Source organism: Streptomyces sp. NPDC015242 (assembly GCF_043079125.1).
Taxonomy (GTDB): domain Bacteria; phylum Actinomycetota; class Actinomycetes; order Streptomycetales; family Streptomycetaceae; genus Streptomyces.
Genome location: NZ_JBIBUF010000008.1, coordinates 138512 through 155497, shown reverse-complemented (window position 1 = coordinate 155497; position 16986 = coordinate 138512). Strand labels below are relative to the sequence as shown.

Annotated in this window: 14 protein-coding genes; 12 read left to right on the top strand and 2 right to left on the bottom strand. The window is 72.0% G+C overall.

Annotated features, from left to right (window positions below):
- The first annotated feature begins 10 nt into the window (after positions 1 to 10).
- From rsmI to ACF07N_RS26150, 10 genes are all read left to right on the top strand, one after another.
- Positions 11 to 856, top strand: coding sequence for a 16S rRNA (cytidine(1402)-2'-O)-methyltransferase (rsmI, locus tag ACF07N_RS26195; RefSeq protein ID WP_383329904.1), 846 nt, complete (start codon positions 11 to 13; stop codon positions 854 to 856).
- Positions 857 to 1057: 201 nt separating this feature from the next.
- Complete coding sequence (locus tag ACF07N_RS26190; protein WP_383329907.1) at positions 1058 to 1462, top strand: hypothetical protein; 405 nt, start codon at positions 1058 to 1060, stop codon at positions 1460 to 1462.
- 40 nt (positions 1463 to 1502) lie between these two features.
- The gene (locus ACF07N_RS26185; RefSeq protein ID WP_383329910.1) at positions 1503 to 2384 is read left to right on the top strand and encodes a TatD family hydrolase; all 882 of its coding nucleotides are present in this window, start codon (positions 1503 to 1505) and stop codon (positions 2382 to 2384) included.
- A 131-nt stretch (positions 2385 to 2515) separates the two neighbouring features.
- Positions 2516 to 3976, top strand: coding sequence for a ubiquitin-like domain-containing protein (locus tag ACF07N_RS26180; protein WP_392117310.1), 1461 nt, complete (start codon positions 2516 to 2518; stop codon positions 3974 to 3976).
- 31 nt (positions 3977 to 4007) lie between these two features.
- On the top strand, positions 4008 to 4895 hold the full coding sequence (gene rsmA, locus ACF07N_RS26175) for a 16S rRNA (adenine(1518)-N(6)/adenine(1519)-N(6))-dimethyltransferase RsmA (protein WP_383329916.1): 888 nt from the start codon (positions 4008 to 4010) through the stop codon (positions 4893 to 4895).
- A complete protein-coding gene (locus ACF07N_RS26170; protein ID WP_392117307.1) occupies positions 4892 to 5791 on the top strand; it encodes a 4-(cytidine 5'-diphospho)-2-C-methyl-D-erythritol kinase in 900 nt (299 codons plus the stop codon). Before rsmA ends, ACF07N_RS26170 begins: the two co-directional genes overlap by 4 nt.
- A 147-nt stretch (positions 5792 to 5938) precedes the next feature.
- Positions 5939 to 7750, top strand: a complete 1812-nt coding sequence (locus ACF07N_RS26165; RefSeq protein ID WP_392117303.1) for an ABC-F family ATP-binding cassette domain-containing protein — start codon at positions 5939 to 5941, stop codon at positions 7748 to 7750.
- Between the two features lie 193 nt (positions 7751 to 7943).
- Complete coding sequence (locus tag ACF07N_RS26160; protein WP_392117300.1) at positions 7944 to 9722, top strand: PQQ-binding-like beta-propeller repeat protein; 1779 nt, start codon at positions 7944 to 7946, stop codon at positions 9720 to 9722.
- Positions 9723 to 9780: 58 nt separating this feature from the next.
- On the top strand, positions 9781 to 11664 hold the full coding sequence (locus tag ACF07N_RS26155; protein WP_392117297.1) for a PQQ-binding-like beta-propeller repeat protein: 1884 nt from the start codon (positions 9781 to 9783) through the stop codon (positions 11662 to 11664).
- Between the two features lie 239 nt (positions 11665 to 11903).
- Positions 11904 to 12584, top strand: a complete 681-nt coding sequence (locus ACF07N_RS26150; protein WP_383329930.1) for a LuxR C-terminal-related transcriptional regulator — start codon at positions 11904 to 11906, stop codon at positions 12582 to 12584.
- 169 nt (positions 12585 to 12753) lie between these two features.
- Here ACF07N_RS26150 and ACF07N_RS26145 read toward each other — a convergent pair whose 3' ends face one another.
- Both ACF07N_RS26145 and ACF07N_RS26140 read right to left on the bottom strand, forming a co-directional pair.
- Entirely contained in the window at positions 12754 to 13071 is a 318-nt protein-coding gene (locus ACF07N_RS26145; protein WP_383329933.1) for a hypothetical protein, read from the bottom strand.
- Between the two features lie 20 nt (positions 13072 to 13091).
- Entirely contained in the window at positions 13092 to 14771 is a 1680-nt protein-coding gene (locus ACF07N_RS26140; protein ID WP_383329936.1) for a sodium:solute symporter family protein, read from the bottom strand.
- Positions 14772 to 14935: 164 nt separating this feature from the next.
- Here ACF07N_RS26140 and galT point away from each other — a divergent pair, with 164 nt between their 5' ends.
- Together galT and galE are read left to right on the top strand one after the other, a co-directional pair.
- Positions 14936 to 16021 (top strand): galactose-1-phosphate uridylyltransferase, encoded by a 1086-nt coding sequence (gene galT, locus ACF07N_RS26135; RefSeq protein ID WP_392117293.1) that lies wholly within the window; start codon positions 14936 to 14938, stop codon positions 16019 to 16021.
- Positions 16018 to 16980 (top strand): UDP-glucose 4-epimerase GalE, encoded by a 963-nt coding sequence (galE, locus tag ACF07N_RS26130; RefSeq protein WP_392117290.1) that lies wholly within the window; start codon positions 16018 to 16020, stop codon positions 16978 to 16980. The genes galT and galE overlap by 4 nt, the downstream gene beginning before the upstream one ends.
- The last annotated feature ends 6 nt before the right edge of the window (positions 16981 to 16986 follow it).

Genomic DNA, 16986 nt, shown 5'->3' with positions numbered 1-16986 from the left:
GGATGGGGACGTGACCGGAACCCTCGTACTCGCAGGCACCCCCATCGGCGACATCGCGGACGCGCCGCCCCGGCTCGCCGAGGAACTGGCCGGCGCCGACGTCGTCGCCGCCGAGGACACGCGGCGGCTGCGCCGGCTGACCCAGGCCCTGGGCGTCACGCCCAGGGGGCGGGTGGTGTCGTACTTCGAGGGCAACGAGGCCGCGCGGACGCCCGAGCTGGTCGAGGAACTGGCGGGCGGGGCACGGGTGCTGCTCGTCACGGACGCGGGGATGCCGTCGGTGTCCGACCCGGGGTACCGGCTGGTCGCCGCCGCGGTCGAGCGGGACGTGCGGGTCACGGCCGTGCCCGGGCCCTCCGCGGTGCTCACCGCGCTCGCGCTGTCGGGGCTGCCCGTCGACCGGTTCTGCTTCGAGGGGTTCCTGCCGCGCAAGGCGGGCGAGCGGCTCGGACGGCTGCGGGAGGTGGCCGGGGAACGGCGCACGCTCGTGTACTTCGAGGCCCCGCACCGGCTGGACGACACGCTGGCGGCGATGGCCGAGGTCTTCGGGCCCGAGCGGCGGGCGGCGGTCTGCCGTGAGCTGACCAAGACCTACGAGGAGGTGCGGCGGGGCGGGCTCGGCGAGCTGGCCGCCTGGGCCGCCGAGGGGGTCCGCGGCGAGATCACCGTCGTGGTGGAAGGGGCGCCGGAGAAGGGCGCGGAGGACGTCGGGCCCGAGGAACTGGTGCGGCGGGTGCGGGTGCGGGAGGAGGCGGGGGAGCGGCGCAAGGAGGCGATCGCCGCGGTGGCCGTCGAGGCCGGGGTGCCCAAGCGGGTCGTCTTCGACGCCGTGGTCGCCGCGAAGAACTCCGGCTGAGCCCGCCACCCCCCTGAGCAGGGCGCTTGTCGTTTGAGCGGGCGCCCCATGCGGGGGTAAAAGCGCCGGGGGCCCGGGGCAAGGGACGCCCAAATCGGGGCCAACAGTCGACAGGTCTGCTGCCGTCGCGCCCGCTGAGGAGTCCACTGAGGGGCGAGGGCGGAACCGTCCTCACGCCTCAGCGGAACACGAGGAGCCGGCATGAGTGAGATCGCAGGGCGGACCGGGCTCCGCGCCGGTGCGACCGCCGTCGTCAACGAGTCCTACTCGTTCGCCTGCATGCGGTGCGGGCACGGGTGGGAGCAGTCGTACGAGATAGAGCACCACACGGACGCCACGGGCCACGAGTTCGTCCTCTACGTCGCGGACGGCAAGGTCGTGCCCTCCCCCCTGAGCAGGCCCACGTGCCACAACTGCGACGGGCACGTGGTGCGCATCATGCGGCCCGGGCGGGTCGCGTCGGCGCGTGACGCGGCCCACCGGTCCCACCGCGTGCCGCCGCCCGCCGGGCCCGTGGAGGCACCCGCCACCGGGGCCGGGGAGCGCGAGCACCACCACTGGCACCTGTCGGACCTGCTGCACCCCTTCCAGCGCAAGGCGAGCTGACCCGTCCGGACGACGGTGAGCCTTTCGTAGGATCGGGGGCATGCCTGCGAACGACTCCGACAAGAACGCCGCGCCGCCGCTGCCCGATCCCCTGCGGGTGCCGGTCGCCGACTCCCACACCCACCTGGACATGCAGTCCGGCACGGTCGAGGAGGCGCTGGCCAAGGCGGCGTCGGTCGGGGTGACGACGGTCGTGCAGGTCGGCTGCGACCTGAAGGGCTCCCGCTGGGCCGCCGAGACGGCCGCGGCGCACGACGCCGTCCACGCGACGGTCGCGCTGCACCCGAACGAGGCGCCCCGGATCGTCCACGGCGACCCCGACGGCTGGTCACGGCAGGGGGCGCGCGCCCCGGGCGGGCCCGCGGCGCTGGACGACGCGCTCGCCGAGATCGACCGGCTGGCCGCGCTGGAGCAGGTCAAGGGCGTCGGCGAGACGGGCCTCGACTACTTCCGCACCGGACCCGAGGGCAAGGACGCGCAGGAGCGGTCCTTCCGCGCCCACATCGAGATCGCCAAGCGGCACGGCAAGGCCCTGGTCATCCACGACCGCGAGGCCCACGCCGACGTCCTGCGCGTGCTGAAGGAGGAGGGCGCCCCCGAGCGGACCGTCTTCCACTGCTACTCCGGCGACGCCGAGATGGCCGGGATCTGCGCCGCCGCGGGCTACTTCATGTCCTTCGCCGGCAACGTCACCTTCAAGAACGCCCAGAACCTGCGGGACGCGGTGGCCGTCGCCCCGCTGGAGCTGCTCCTCGTCGAGACGGACGCGCCCTTCCTCACCCCGGCGCCCTACCGCGGGCGGCCCAACGCCCCCTACCTGGTGCCGATCACCGTGCGGGCCATGGCCGAGGTGCGCGGCATCGACGAGGACACCCTGGCCGCGGCGCTCGGGGCGAACACGGCACGGGCGTTCGGATACTGACCCTCGCGCCGTCCCGGCCGTACGACTGTGCGTAGTCGCGTCGCTTTGGAGAGTGACGAACGCTCCGCTAGGTTCTGGGGGCCCGATCCGGACCCCTCTGGACCCCCTTCCGGCCCCTGGAGCGCGTCGGCGTGAGCAACTCGCGGTACGAGACGTACGAGACGTATGGCCCGGCCTACGCGGACCCCGTGTACGGCGGCTTCGGCACACCCCCCGCCGACCTGCACAGCGCCGAGACGCTCGGGTACGGCACGCCCGGGGCGCCCGCCCCCGGGGACACCTACCGGCCCGCCTACGAGACGCCGCCCCCGCCCGGGCTGCCCGGTCTGCCCCGCCAGGGCGCCGGCGGCCCGGAGGGGCCGCCTGCCGCGTACGCGGACGAGCCGGAACCCGCTCCGGCGGGGCGTGCCGCCTCCCGCGCCGAAGCCCGCGCCGCGGCGCGCGCCGGCTCGCACCGCCGGTCCGCGCGCCGGCGCAAGGCGCGGTACATCGAGCGCCCGGACAGCTCCGTGCGACGGCTGCTCCCGCAGGCCCTGGTCGTCGCCTTCCTCGCCGGCGGCACCACGGCGTTCGTCGCCAAGGACAAGGCGGTCGAGCTGACCGTCGACGGCAAGGCCCGCACGCTGCACACCTTCGCCGACGACGTCACCGAGCTGCTCGCCGAGGAGGGCGTCGAGCTCGGCGCCCACGACGTGGTGGCGCCGGGCCCCGGCACGGAGCTCGGCAGCGGCGACGAGATCGCCGTGCACTACGCCCGCCCGGTGCGGCTCACCCTCGACGGCCACCGCCGCCAGGTGTGGACCACCGCCCGCACGGTGGAGGGAGCCCTGCGGCAACTGGGGGTGCGGCAGGAGGGCGCCTACGTGTCCACCGCCCGCTCCCGGCGCATCGGACGCGAGGGACTCGCGCTGGACGTGCGGACCGAGCGCACCGTCACGGTCATGGCGGACGGCCGGGCCCGCACCGTCCGCACCAACGCGGCGACCGTGCGGGAGGCCGTAGAGGAGGCCGGGATCACCCTGCGCGGCCAGGACACCACGTCCGTGCCGCAGGGGAGCTTCCCGCGCGACGGGCAGACCGTCACCGTGCTGCGCATCACCGGGGGCAAGGAGGTCCGCGAGGAACTGATCCCGTTCCAGGTGCGGCGGACGGACGACCCCGGGCTCTTCCGGGGCACGGAGGTCGTGGAGCGGGCGGGCGAGCCGGGCCTGCGCCGGATCACCTACGCCCTGCGCACGGTCAACGGCGTCAAGCAGAAGCCGCGCCGGGTCGGGACCGAGGTGGTGCGCGAGCCCCGCGCCCAGCTGGTCAGGGTCGGCACCCGGCCGCGCCCCGCGTCCGTGCAGGGCGCCGACCACCTCGACTGGCAGGGCCTGGCGGCCTGCGAGTCCGGCGGCCGCCCCGACGCGGTCGACCCCTCCGGCACCTACGGCGGCCTGTACCAGTTCGACACCCGGACCTGGCAGGCGCTCGGCGGCCGGGGCCGCCCCCAGGACGCCCCGGCCGCGGAACAGACGTACCGGGCGAAGAAGCTGTACGTGCGACGCGGGGCCAGCCCCTGGCCGCACTGCGGGGGCCGGCTGCGCGGGTAGGCGGGCCGGAAACCCCCGTACCCTTGTCCCCGTGACCAGCCCCACCCCCGACGCCCTCCTCGGCCCCGCCGACATCCGCGAACTCGCGGCGGCCCTCGGCGTACGCCCGACCAAGCAGCGCGGCCAGAACTTCGTGATCGACGCCAACACCGTCCGCCGTATCGTCCGCACCGCGGAGGTCCGTCCCGAGGACGTCGTCGTCGAGGTCGGCCCGGGGCTCGGGTCGCTCACCCTCGCGCTGCTGGAGGTCGCCGACCGGGTCACGGCCGTGGAGATCGACGACGTGCTCGCCGGGGCGCTGCCCGCGACCATCGCGGCCCGCATGCCCGAGCGCGCCGGGCGGTTCGCGCTCGTCCACTCCGACGCGATGCACGTCGCCGAACTGCCGGGCCCCGCCCCGACCGCCCTGGTCGCCAACCTCCCCTACAACGTGGCCGTGCCGGTCCTGCTGCACATGCTCGACACCTTCCCGAGCATCGAACGCACCCTGGTCATGGTCCAGGCGGAGGTCGCCGACCGCCTCGCCGCCGCACCCGGCTCCAAGGTCTACGGCGTCCCCTCGGTCAAGGCCAACTGGTACGCCGAGGTCAAGCGCGCCGGAGCCATCGGCCGGAACGTGTTCTGGCCCGCCCCGAACGTGGACAGCGGCCTGGTCTCCCTGGTCCGCCGGGCCGAGCCGGTCAAGACGACCGCGTCGAAGGCCGAGGTGTTCGCCGTGGTCGACGCGGCCTTCGCCCAGCGCCGCAAGACGCTGCGCGCCGCCCTGGCCGGCTGGGCGGGCTCCGCCGCCGCGGCCGAGGAGGCCCTCGTCGCCGCCGGGGTGTCGCCGCAGGCCCGGGGCGAGTCCCTGACCGTGGAGGAGTTCGCGCGGATCGCCGAGCACAAGGCGAACCGGCACCAGGAGAAGGAGAGCGCGTGAGCGTCACGGTCCGCGTCCCCGCCAAGGTCAACGTCCAGCTGGCGGTCGGCGCCGCCCGCCCCGACGGCTTCCACGACCTGGCCAACGTCTTCCTCGCGGTCGGCCTCTACGACGAGATCACCGTCACCCCGGCCGACGAACTGCGCGTCACCTGCGAGGGCCCCGACGCCGCCCAGGTGCCGCTGGACCGCACGAACCTGGCGGCCCGGGCGGCGATCGCGCTGGCCGGGCGGTACGGCCGCGGCCCCGACGTCCACATCCACATCGCCAAGGACATCCCCGTCGCCGGCGGCATGGCGGGCGGCAGCGCGGACGGCGCCGGCGCCCTGGTGGCCTGCGACGCGCTCTGGCGGACCGGCGCCTCCCGCGAGGAACTCCTGGAGATCTGCGCCGAGCTGGGCAGCGACGTGCCGTTCAGCCTGGTCGGCGGGGCGGCACTCGGGGTCGGGCGGGGCGAACGGCTGACGCCCCTGGAGGTCGGCGGCACCTTCCACTGGGTGTTCGCGATGGCCGGGCGCGGCCTGTCCACCCCGGCGGTCTTCCGGGAGTTCGACCGGCTCGGCGAAGGCACGGACATCCCCGAACCCGTCGCCTCGCGGGAACTCCTCGCCGCCCTCGCCAAGGGCGACCCGGACGCCCTCGCCGCGGCCGTCTCCAACGACCTGCAGCCCGCCGCCCTCTCCCTCTTCCCGGAGCTCGCCGGCACCCTGGCCACCGGCCGGGCCGCGGGCGCCCTCGCGGCCCTGGTCTCCGGCTCCGGTCCCACCACGGCGTTCCTGGTCCGCGACCCGGAGTCGGCGGCGGCGGTGGCGCAGGCCCTGGCCGCCTCCGGCACGTGCCGCACCGTGCGGACCGCGTCCGGCCCGGCCCCCGGGGCGACGGTGACCGGGCACTGAGCACGCGCGGAGGCCGGTCACCGGCGCGCGGGCTCCCCTGGCCCGGGAGGACCGGGAGGCCGCCGCCGGCTCCTGGACACCCCGGCCGGAGCACCCCGCCGCCCGACTACCCTGGAGGGTCGATCCATCCCCCTCGTCAGGAGCGAAATGGCCGTCAACCTGGTCAATGTCGAGAACGTCAGCAAGGTCTACGGCACCCGGGCCCTGCTCGACGGCGTTTCCCTCGGCGTCTCCGAGGGGGACCGCATCGGCGTCGTCGGCCGCAACGGCGACGGCAAGACCACGCTGATCCGGATGCTCGCCCGGCTGGAGGAGGCCGACACCGGACGCGTCACGCACTCCGGCGGCCTGCGCATCGGCGTGCTCACCCAGCACGACTCCCTCGACCCCGAGGCCACCGTCCGCCACGAGGTCATCGGCGACCTGGCCGACCACGAGTGGGCCGGGGAGTCCAAGGTGAGGGACGTGCTCACCGGCCTGTTCGGCGGACTGGACCTGCCCGGCTTCCCCAAGGGGCTCGACACGGTCATCGGCCCCCTGTCCGGCGGTGAGCGCCGCCGCATCGCCCTGGCCAAGCTGCTCATCGAGGAGCAGGACCTGCTCGTCCTGGACGAGCCCACCAACCACCTCGACGTCGAGGGCATCGCCTGGCTCGCCCGGCACCTGCAGAACCGCCGCTCGGCCCTCGTCTGCGTCACCCACGACCGCTGGTTCCTCGACCAGGTCTGCACCCGCATGTGGGACGTCCAGCGCGGCGCGGTCTACGAGTACGAGGGCGGCTACTCCGACTACGTCTTCGCCCGGGCCGAGCGCGAGCGCATCGCCGCCACCGAGGAGGTCAAGCGGCAGAACCTCGTCCGCAAGGAGCTGGCCTGGCTGCGCCGCGGCGCACCGGCCCGTACGTCCAAGCCGCGCTTCCGCGTCGAGGCCGCCAACGAGCTCATCAAGGACGTGCCGCCGCCCCGGGACAGCAGCGAGCTGATGCGGTTCGCCTCCTCGCGGCTCGGCAAGACGGTGTTCGACCTGGAGGACATCACCGTCCAGGCCGGTCCCAAGGTCCTGCTCAAGCACGTCACCTGGCAGCTCGGGCCCGGCGACCGGATCGGCCTGGTCGGCGTCAACGGCGCGGGCAAGACGTCCCTGCTGCGGGCCATGGCCCAGGCGGCCCGGACCGACGGCGAGGCCCAGCCGGCCGGCGGACGCATCCGCGTCGGCAAGACCGTCAAGCTGGCCTACCTCTCCCAGGAGGTCGCCGAACTCGACCCGGACACGCGGGTGCTGGAGGCCGTGCAGCAGGTGCGCGAGCGCGTCGACCTCGGCAAGGGACGCGAGATGACCGCCGGGCAGCTGTGCGAGACGTTCGGCTTCTCCAAGGAGAAGCAGTGGACGCCGGTCGGTGACCTCTCCGGCGGTGAGCGCCGCAGGCTCCAGCTGCTGCGGCTGCTCATGGACGAGCCCAACGTCCTCTTCCTCGACGAGCCCACCAACGACCTCGACATCGAGACGCTGACCCAGCTGGAGGACGTCCTCGACGGCTGGCCCGGATCGATGGTCGTCATCTCCCACGACCGGTTCTTCATCGAGCGCACCACCGACCGGGTGTTCGCGCTGCTCGGCGACGGCGCCCTGCGGATGCTGCCGCGCGGCATCGACGAGTACCTGGAGCGGCGGCAGCGCATGGAGGAGGCCGCGGCCGCCGCGGCCCCCGCCGCCGCGCCGCAGCAGTCCGCCGCCCCGGAGAAGAGCGCCGCCGGCCAGCGCGCCGCGAAGAAGGAACTGCAGAAGATCGAGCGGCAGCTCGACAAGGTCTCCGAGAAGGAGGCCACGCTCCACGCCCGGATCGCCGAGAACGCCACGGACTTCGCGAAGGTGGCCGAATGGGACGCCGAGCTGCGGGAGTTGGCCGGGCAGCGCGAGGAGCTGGAGATGCGCTGGCTGGAACTCGCCGAGGACGCGTGAAGGGTGCGTGAAGGCGCATAACGGCGGCGTCACGGGCCGGTCCTCCCTTGGGAACAGGGGGTGACACGGCCCGGTGCCCGGCCGGAACGGGGTGATAGAAAGAGCCGTCTTAGAACTTTATGGCGCGACTCTGAGCCACCGCGTACCTCAGGGCGTGGCTAGAAAACAGTGAGCGAAACGGGGGGAGCGACTGATGATTCAGCCGCCCAGTCAGCCACCGCACGGTGGCTTCGGAGCACCGCAGGATCCGCCGCCGCAGGGCGGTGGCTTCGGAGCACCGACCCCACCGCCGCCCCAGGGCCCGCCCCAGAGCCCGCCGCCTCCGCAGGGCCCGCCCCAGCCGGGCTACGGCTACCCGCAGCAGCCCGGTCCCTACGGCCGGCCCGGCCCGTACGGCCAGCCGCAGCAGCCCGGTCCCTACGGCCAGCCGGGACCGTACGGTCAGCCGCAGCAGCCGGGACCGTACGGCCAGCCCGGTTACGGCTACCCGCAGCAGCCCCCGTTCCCCGGCGCGCCCGGCACCCCGCCGCCCGGCGGCTCCCGCAACCCGTTCAAGGGCAAGCCGGCGATGATCATCGGTGCGGCCGTCGCCACGCTGCTCGTCGTCGGCGGCACCGTCTGGGCCGTCACCGGCGGCGACAGCGGCGAGGGCCAGAAGAAGCCCGTCGCGCAGCAGAGCGACGATCCCAAGGGCGACGCCTCCGCCCCGGTCAACCCCGGTGACGGCGACGGCGACGGCGGCGAGGACCCGGAGAACCTCAACGAGGGCCGCCAGGCCGGTGAGGCCAAGGTCCTCTGGTACAAGGAGGCGCCCGACGCCCCCGGTTCCGGTGCCGACGCCCCCGGCATGTGGATCACCGGCAAGACCGCGGTGAAGGCGGCGTACAAGCAGCTGCTCGCGTTCGACGTCGGTGACGGCAAGCCCACCTGGGACGCCATCACCTTCCCGCAGAAGATCTGCGCGACCACCCCGCAGAAGACGGCCGACGACAAGATCGTCGTCGCCTACATGAGCGGCAGCAGCGACCGCGCCAAGTGCAACCAGCTCCAGGAGATCGACCTCAACACCGGCGAGAAGGGCTGGACGGAGAAGGTCGCCGAGGGTGCCCTGTTCGACTCCACGCTCTCCGTCGAACTGTCCATCACCGGCACGACGCTGATGGTGGGCCGTTCCCAGTCCGGCACCGCCTACGACGTCACCAACGGCGACAAGCTCTTCGACAAGAAGCGCTACGGCGACTCCTGCTTCCCGACCGCCTTCGCCGGCGGTGAGAAGCTGATCGCCGTCTCCTCCTGCGGCGCGGGCAGCGACAAGGAACACGACGAGGTCCAGGAGCTCGACCCGAAGACCGGCAAGGCCCGGTGGACCCAGCCCTTCGACAAGGGCTGGCGGGTCGCGCGCACCTACTCGGTCAGCCCGCTGGTCGTCTACAGCACCAACGAGGACAAGAAGGCCTGGAACATCTCCACCTTCACCTCGGGCGGCAAGTTCCGCTCCCAGGTCGGCTTCGACGAGGACTTCGCCCCCGAGTGCGGCTGGGCCATCCTGGAGCGCGACCTCCAGGGCTGCCAGGGCGTCGCCGTCGCCGGCGACACGCTCTACCTGCCGACCGAGGCGACCACCGGCGCGAACGAGATCGTCGCGGTCGACCTGGCCAACGGCAAGGAGAAGTGGCGGGTGAAGTCCCCGTCCGACGAATCGATGCTGCCGATGAAGGTCGAGGGCGGCAAGCTCATCGCCTACGTGCAGCCGTCGTACGACGCGGGCGGCCAGATCGTCGCCATCCCGACCGGCGGCGGCAGCCACAAGCCGGCCAGGCTGCTGCAGAACCCGCAGGGCGCCGCGGACATCGAGGACGGGTTCTTCTCCAAGGACATCGACTGGGTCGACGGGCGCTTCTACATCTCGACGACCCGGCTGAGCGGGAACGACGACACGAAGGAGAAGTTGATGCTCGCCTACGGCAAGTGATCCTTCCTTCCCCTCGACCTCGCTCGTCCTCCGTCCCCTTCCCCGAGGTGCCCACGTCATGACCCAGCCTCCGCCGCCGCCCCAGCAGCCCCCGCAGGGGGGCGGGTTCGGACCGCCGCAGGACCAGCCCCAGCCGCCGCAGACCCCGCCGCCCGCGGGCGGGCCGAACCTCGGCAAGGCACCCGAGCCGGGGTACGGCTACCCGCAGGCCCCGCAGACGCCCCCGCCCGCCACCCCGCCGAACCCGCAGGCCCCGCAGACGCCGCCCCCGCCGCAGCCGGGGTACGGCTATCCGCAGGGCGCGCCCCAGCAGCCCCAGCCTCCGCAGGCCCCGCCCGGCTACGGCTACCCCGGTCAGCAGCCGGGGCCGTACGGGCAGCCGGGGTACGGGCAGCCGCCGACGGCGCCGTACGGGCAGCCGGGGTACGGGCAGCAGCCCGGGTACGGCTATCCGCAGGCGACGGTCCCGATGCAGCCCCAGCCCGGACAGCCGGGCGGCGGCGGGAAGTTCAACGCCCAGGTGGCCATCATCGTCGCCGCGGTCGTGGCGATCGCCCTGATCATCGGCGGCGGTGTCTGGTACTCCTCGTCCAAGGACGACGGCAAGAAGGACGACACGGCCAGCTCCGGCGGCAGCACCGGCGGCACGACCGAGGGCAAGGGCGGTACCTCCTCCGGCGGCAAGGAGAAGGCGCCCTCCGACCCCGGCGCCGAGGTCCTGTTCCAGGTCCCGATGCCCGAGGTGAAGAACGACAGCACGGTCGTCGTCTCCGGCTCCTGGCTCACCGACAAGGCGTACGTCAAGAGCGGCATCGCCCAGCTCGTCGGCTACGACCGCACCAAGGGCGCCAAGCTCTGGTCGATCCCGCTGGACGGCCCGGTCTGCCAGACCAGCCGGCACGTCACGGACGACGGCCTGACGGCGATCCTGCACCAGCCCGCGATGCCGACCAAGGCCGAACCGTCGCACGGCTGCAGCCAGATCGCCCTCGTGGACCTCGACGCGGGCAAGAAGCTGTGGACGAAGACGGTCGAGGCCGGTGGCGACCCGATCAGCTTCGACAACGTCACGATCAGCGGCAAGACCATCGCGGTGGGCAGCACCCGCGGCGGCGCCGCCTACGACGTCTCCGGCAAGCTGCTGTGGAGCCCGAAGCCCAGCGACTCCTGCTACGACGCCGGGTACGGCGGCGGCGAGAAGCTGGTCGCGGTGCGCAAGTGCGGCTCCTACCAGCAGCGGCAGCTGCACATCCAGACCATCGACCCGAAGTCCGGGAAGGTGATCTCGGAGTACAAGATGGCCGAGGGCATCGAGTACGCCAGCGTCGTGTCGACCAACCCGCTCGTGGTGGCCGCCGACGTCGGCGACTCCGCCGGTGACGGCAGCGGTATCTCCGACTTCTTCTCCATCGACAACAAGACCGGCAAGCTGCGCACCCGCATCTCCGCGCCGGGCGAGCAGTTCGCGGCCCGCTGCGAGGGCATCACCCGCATCGAGTACTGCAACCAGCTGGCCGTCGGCAACGACCGGCTGTACCTGCCGACCGAGGAGCACGACGGCACCGGCAAGTACAGCCAGACCAACGAGATCGTCGCCTTCGACCTCGCGACCGGCAAGCAGACCGGGCAGCGGGCCGACGCGGGCGACGGCTACACGATCTCGCCGCTGCGCATGGACGGGGGCAACATCCTCGCCTACAAGCGGCCGCCGTACGACAAGGGCGGGCAGATCGTGAGCATCGACGGCGGCAGCTTCGAGCAGACGAAGCTGCTGGAGAACCCCGCGACGGAGCAGGTGCGGGACGTGGAGACCAGCATGTCGCCGGACTACTCCGAGTTCCTGTACGGCGACGGGCAGCTCTACATGTCCAAGGTGTACGCGAGCAAGCGGTCCGCCGGGCGGGACAAGGAGTACCTCGCGGTCGGCTTCGGTACGAGCTGATCATCCCGCGATCGGTCCTTGACCGACCGGTGACCGGTGCGGTCCCGTCCCTGCTCAGGGGCGGGACCGTTCGCGTTTGGCCCAGTCAACCTCGAATGCGAGGAATTTCGGCGATCCGGGGCGATTCTCGCGGGTAGGGGAAGCGCAACGTCGAACAAGCGTGTAGCTTCCGGGGGCATGAAGGCGGGGGAGCCGGGGGGCTTCCATCAGGGGCACTGGGGTGACTGGGGGGTTGCTCGATGGGAGTGCGGCTCATGGTGGTCGACGACCACCGACTGCTGGCGGAGGCGCTGGCCTCGGCGCTGAAGCTGCGGGGCCACCGGGTGCTGGCCGCGGCGGCGCCGGCCGCGGGGGCGGCGGAGCTGGTGATCACGCGGGCGCCCGAGGTGTGCCTGCTGGGGACGGCGACGCCGGCCGAGCCGGGGATCTTCGATCCCGTGGTGAAGATCAAACGGGAGCGGCCGCAGGTGGCGGTGCTGGTGCTGGGCCCGGTGCCGAGTCCGCGCGGCATCGCGGCGGCGTTCGCGGCGGGGGCGTCCGGGTACGTCCGGCACGATGAGCGCATAGAGGGTGTCGAGCGGGCGATCATGAAGGCCCGGGCGGGGGAGGCGGCGGTGGCGCCGCAGTTGCTGCAGGGGGCGTTCAGCGAATTGCTCAACCCGGCGGCGCAGCCGGACGACGAGGGGCAGCGGCTGCTGTCCATGCTCACGCCGAGGGAGGTCGAGGTTCTGGTCCGCGTCGCGGACGGGGAGGACACGCGGCTGATCGCCGCGGGCATGGGCATCGCCCCGTCGACGGCCCGCACGCACGTCCAGCGGGTCCTGATGAAACTCGGCGTCGGCTCCCGCCTGGAGGCAGCGGCCCTGGCGGCCCGGACGGGGTTGCTGGACCGGGCGGGGCCGGTGCGGCGGGAGCCGTGAGCAGCGGGAGCCGTGAGCGGCGCGTTCTCGCCTTCGCCTGACGGTGGGTGGTGGGCCGGGGGGCCTAGCTGCGGGCATGCGTGCCGCTGGGGGCGGTACGGGTGGGCGCAGCGGTACCTCGTTGCGCCGAGTTGCGCACCCACCCGGCCTCAGCATCGACGCGGCCCGGTCACTCCACCCGCTCGTCGTCCTCCGGCTCGACCCCCGGCGGCGGCGGTGCCACCGGCCTCAGCTTCAGCCAGACCAGGAAGAACAATCCCAGCGCGAGCATGCCCAGCCCGGTCCACAGGTTGATGTTCACCCCCTCGGCCTTGTCGATGTCGGCGTCGGACGCCGTCAGCCCCGCGATCGTGACGATCACGCCGTACAGCACGAACAGCCCGCCGATGATCCGCCGGATGTCGAACAGCCGCGCGGCGGTCGCCGACTTGCCCTGCAGCTCGGTGACTTCCCGCTGCACGTCCTTCTCGGAGTAGAACTCGGACATGTTCCGTCAGCCTCCCTGGATCAGAACGAGAACGGGATGTAGCAGGCCGCGGCCAGGATGACCGCGCCCCAGCCGAGCAGCGCCGGCTTGCGGTACCAGGCCTCGTCCCCCGGCGCCGGAGGCTCCGCCATACCGGGCGAGGTCGTGCCGTAGACCAGTCCCTGGAGCTCCTCGGCCGGCTTCGGCGCGGTGAAGAGCGACACCGCCACCATGACGACCGCGCCCGCGACGAAGCCCGCGATCGCCGAGACGAAGTTGGCGCCCTGGTCGGAGGGGATGTCGATGATGTCCTGCTTGTAGAGGACGAAGTAGTTGACCATCGCGGCGGTGGTGCCCGCGAGCAGTCCCCAGAAGCCGGACTTCATCGACGCCCGCTTCCAGAACATGCCGATGATGAAGACGACGAACATCGGCACGTTGAAGAAGGAGAACAGCGTCTGGAGGTAGCTCATGATGTTCGAGAAGGACGACGCCAGGAACGCCGTGCCGATCGAGGCGAGGACGCCGATCGCGGTGATGATCCGGCCGAAGCGCACGTAGTACTCGTCCTCGCGGTCCCGGACCACGTACTTGGCCCAGATGTCCGTCGTGAACACCGTGTTGAACGACGACACGTTGGCCGCCATGCCCGCCATGAACGCCGCGAGCAGGCCGGTGACGGCGATGCCGAGCACGCCGTTGGGCAGCAGCTGTTCCATCAGGTAGGGGATGGCGTCGTTGTACTGGAGGTCGGAATCGGCGGTGCCGATCTTCGGGACCAGGACGGCGGCGACGAGGCCCGGGATCATCACGAGGAACACGATGAAGATCTTCGGGAACGCGGCGATCAGCGGGGTGCGCTGGGCTGCCGAGAGGTTCTTCGCGGACAGGGCGCGCTGCACCTCGGCGAAGTTCGTCGTCCAGTAGCCGAAGGAGAGCACGAAGCCGAGGCCGAGGACGATCGTGAGCCAGTTGGCGCCCAGCGGGTTGTCGCTGCCGATGCCCGTGCCGCCCCAGGCGGTCATGAAGTCACCACCGCGCGACTCGGTGAGGGAGTCGGACAGGCCGTCCCAACCGCCGACGCTCTTCAGGCCGAGCACCGTGATGGGGATGAGCGCGGCGAGGATCACGAAGAACTGGAGGACCTCGTTGTAGATGGCCGAGGAGAGGCCGCCGAGGGTGATGTAGGCGAGGACGAAGAAGCCGGCGACCACGATCGCCACCCACTCCGGCCAGCCCAGCAGCGCCTCGACGACGATGGCCAGGGCGTAGAGGTTGACGCCGGCGATCAGGATGGCGGCGAAGGCGAAGAGGACCGAGCTGAGCAGGTGTGCGGCCTTGTCGAAGCGCAGCAGCAGGAACTCGGGGACCGAGCGGACCTTGGAGCCGTAGTAGAACGGCATCATCACCAGGCCCAGGAAGACCATGGCGGGGATGGCGCCGATCCAGTACCAGTGGGTCGTGTAGACGCCGTACTGGGCGCTGTTGGCGGCCATGCCCAGGATCTCGGTCGCACCCAGGTTGGCGGCGATGAACGCCAGACCGGTGACCCAGGCGGGCAGGGAGCGGCCGGAGAGGAAGAAATCGAGGCTGGTCTTCACCGAGCGTCTCGCGGCGAAACCGATGCCCAGGACGACGACGAAGTAGATCCCGAGGATGGTGTAGTCGAGCCAGTTGGTGGGGAGCCGTAGCTCGGCTGCCAGAGATGTGGGGGTTTGCATGAGCCCTCGCTTTGTCGCGCGAACCGATACCTCGCGGAATCTACGTGTCCGCGTTCAGCAATTGAACACGTCGGGTGATGCTCTTTGTTGGATTGTGATGTTGACGATTGAGCGAGGCGGTGTTTTGATATGTTCGGTTATGTTTGAAGGATGAGGAGTCCGGCGTGAAGAAGACCTCGACCCGGCTGGCCGACGGTCGCGAGCTCATCTACTACGACCTGCGTGACGACAGCGTGCGCGGTGCGGCCGACCGCCGCCCGCTGGAGCGCACCGTCACCACGTCCGAGATCCGCCGTGACCCCCTGCTCGGCGACAGCGTCGCCATCGCCTCCCACCGCCAGGGCCGCACCTACCACCCCCCGGCCGACGAGTGCCCCCTGTGCCCCTCCGAGGGCGACCGGCTCAGCGAGATCCCCGACTCCTCGTACGACGTCGTCGTCTTCGAGAACCGCTTCCCCTCGCTCGCCGGCGACTCCGGCCGCTGTGAGGTCGTCTGCTTCACCTCCGACCACAACGCCTCCTTCGCGTCCCTCTCCGAGGAGCAGGCGCGCCTGGTGCTGGAGGCGTGGACGGACCGTACGTCGGAGCTGTCCCATCTCACCTCCGTCGAGCAGGTGTTCTGCTTCGAGAACCGGGGTGCCGAGATCGGGGTGACGCTCCAGCATCCGCACGGGCAGATCTACGCCTACCCCTTCACCACCCCGCGCACCGCCCTGATGCTCCGCTCGGTCGCCGCCCACAAGGAGATGACGGGCGGGGAGAACCTCTTCGACGCCGTCCTGGAGCGCGAACTCGCCGACGAGCGGGTCGTCCTGGAGGGTGACCACTGGGTGGCCTTCGTGCCGTACGCGGCGCACTGGCCCTACGAGGTCCACCTGTACCCCAGGCGCCGCGTGCCCGACCTGCTCGGCCTGGACGAGGCCGCGCGCACAGAGTTCCCCAAGGTCTATCTGGAACTCTTGAGGCGCTTCGACCGGATCTTCGATGGGCGGGACGGAGGGGAGAGCATCGTGAACGAGCCTCCGACGCCCTACATCGCGGCCTGGCACCAGGCCCCGTTCGGCGCGCTGGAGGAGTTCGACGGCGTCGTGCGCGAGGACTTCGCGCTCCACCTCGAGCTTTTCACCATCCGCCGCACTTCCGGCAAGCTGAAGTTTCTCGCGGGTTCCGAGTCCGGCATGAACGTGTTCATCAACGACGTGCCGCCGGAGCGCGCGGCCGAGCGACTGCGAGAGGTAGCGAGTTCATGAGCGGGAAGTACCTGGTGACGGGCGGCGCGGGATACGTCGGCGGCGTGGTCGCGCAGCACCTGCTGGAGGCCGGCCACGAGGTCGTCGTCCTCGACAACCTCTCCACCGGCTTCCGCGAGGGCGTCCCCGCCGGTGCCTCCTTCATCGAGGGCGACATCCGCGACGCGGCCAAGTGGCTGGACTCCTCCTTCGACGGCGTCCTGCACTTCGCGGCGTTCTCGCAGGTCGGCGAGTCGGTCGTGAAGCCGGAGAAGTACTGGGACAACAACGTCGGCGGCACGATGGCCCTGCTCGCCGCCATGCGCGAGACGGGCGTGCGCAAGCTGGTCTTCTCCTCCACGGCCGCCACCTACGGCGAACCGGAGCAGGTCCCGATCGTCGAGTCGGCCCCGACCAGGCCCACCAACCCCTACGGCGCCTCGAAACTCGCCGTCGACCACATGATCACCGGCGAGGCGGCGGCACACGGCCTGGGCGCGGTCTCCCTGCGCTACTTCAACGTGGCCGGGGCCTACGGCGCCCACGGCGAGCGCCACGACCCGGAGTCCCACCTGATCCCGCTGGTGCTCCAGGTCGCGCAGGGCCGGCGCGACGCGATCTCCGTGTACGGCGACGACTACCCGACGCCGGACGGCACCTGCGTGCGCGACTACATCCACGTCGCCGACCTGGCCGAGGCCCACCTGCTGGCCCTGGCGGCCGCCACCCCCGGCGAGCACCTGATCTGCAACCTCGGCAACGGCAACGGCTTCTCCGTCCGCGAGGTCATCGAGACGGTCCGCCGCGTCACCGGCCACCCCATCCCCGAGGTCGTGGCCCCGCGCCGGGGCGGCGACCCGGCGGTCCTGGTGGCGTCGGCCGCCACGGCCCGCGAGAAGCTGGGCTGGAACCCGTCCCGCGCGGATCTCGCGGGAATCGTCGCCGACGCGTGGGACTTCGCGCAGCGGCGCGGCAACTAGTACATA